The organism is Bradyrhizobium sp. Kon69 (assembly GCF_055807515.1).
The window spans coordinates 1-247 of the sequence record NZ_JBVVOS010000510.1 but is presented as its reverse complement, the minus strand read 5'-3'; the positions used below and the strand labels follow the sequence as shown (position 1 = coordinate 247).

Sequence of the window (247 nt, the reverse complement as noted above, 5' to 3'; positions counted from 1 at the left end):
GGCCCACGGCGCCAAGTCAGGCGAAAACTTCGCCACCCAGTTTTCCAATCTTGAGGGCAGCCATCAGTCCAGCCTGGGCCTGTTCCGCACCCAGGAAAGATACCTCGGCACTCACGGCTACTCCCTGCGCATGGACGGCCTGGAGCCTGGCTTCAATGACCTGGCGCCGTGGGCCACCAGATCGCGCAATACCAGGGTCTTTTTGCGCAGATCGAAGATCCACAGCCGACGAGCGGTAGAGGGTTGG

1 protein-coding gene and 1 pseudogene are annotated in these 247 nt (G+C 61.9%); one reads left to right on the top strand and one right to left on the bottom strand.

Annotated elements, in window-relative coordinates; translation table 11 throughout:
• Positions 1–106: pseudogene (locus AC0L3U_RS39995) on the top strand (murein L,D-transpeptidase catalytic domain-containing protein); the annotation flags it as partial.
• 11 nt (positions 107–117) lie between these two features.
• Here the strand turns inward: AC0L3U_RS39995 and AC0L3U_RS39990 are convergent.
• A complete protein-coding gene (locus tag AC0L3U_RS39990) occupies positions 118–210 on the bottom strand; it encodes a hypothetical protein (protein WP_473365210.1) in 93 nt (30 codons plus the stop codon).
• Positions 211–247: the final 37 nt, after the last annotated feature.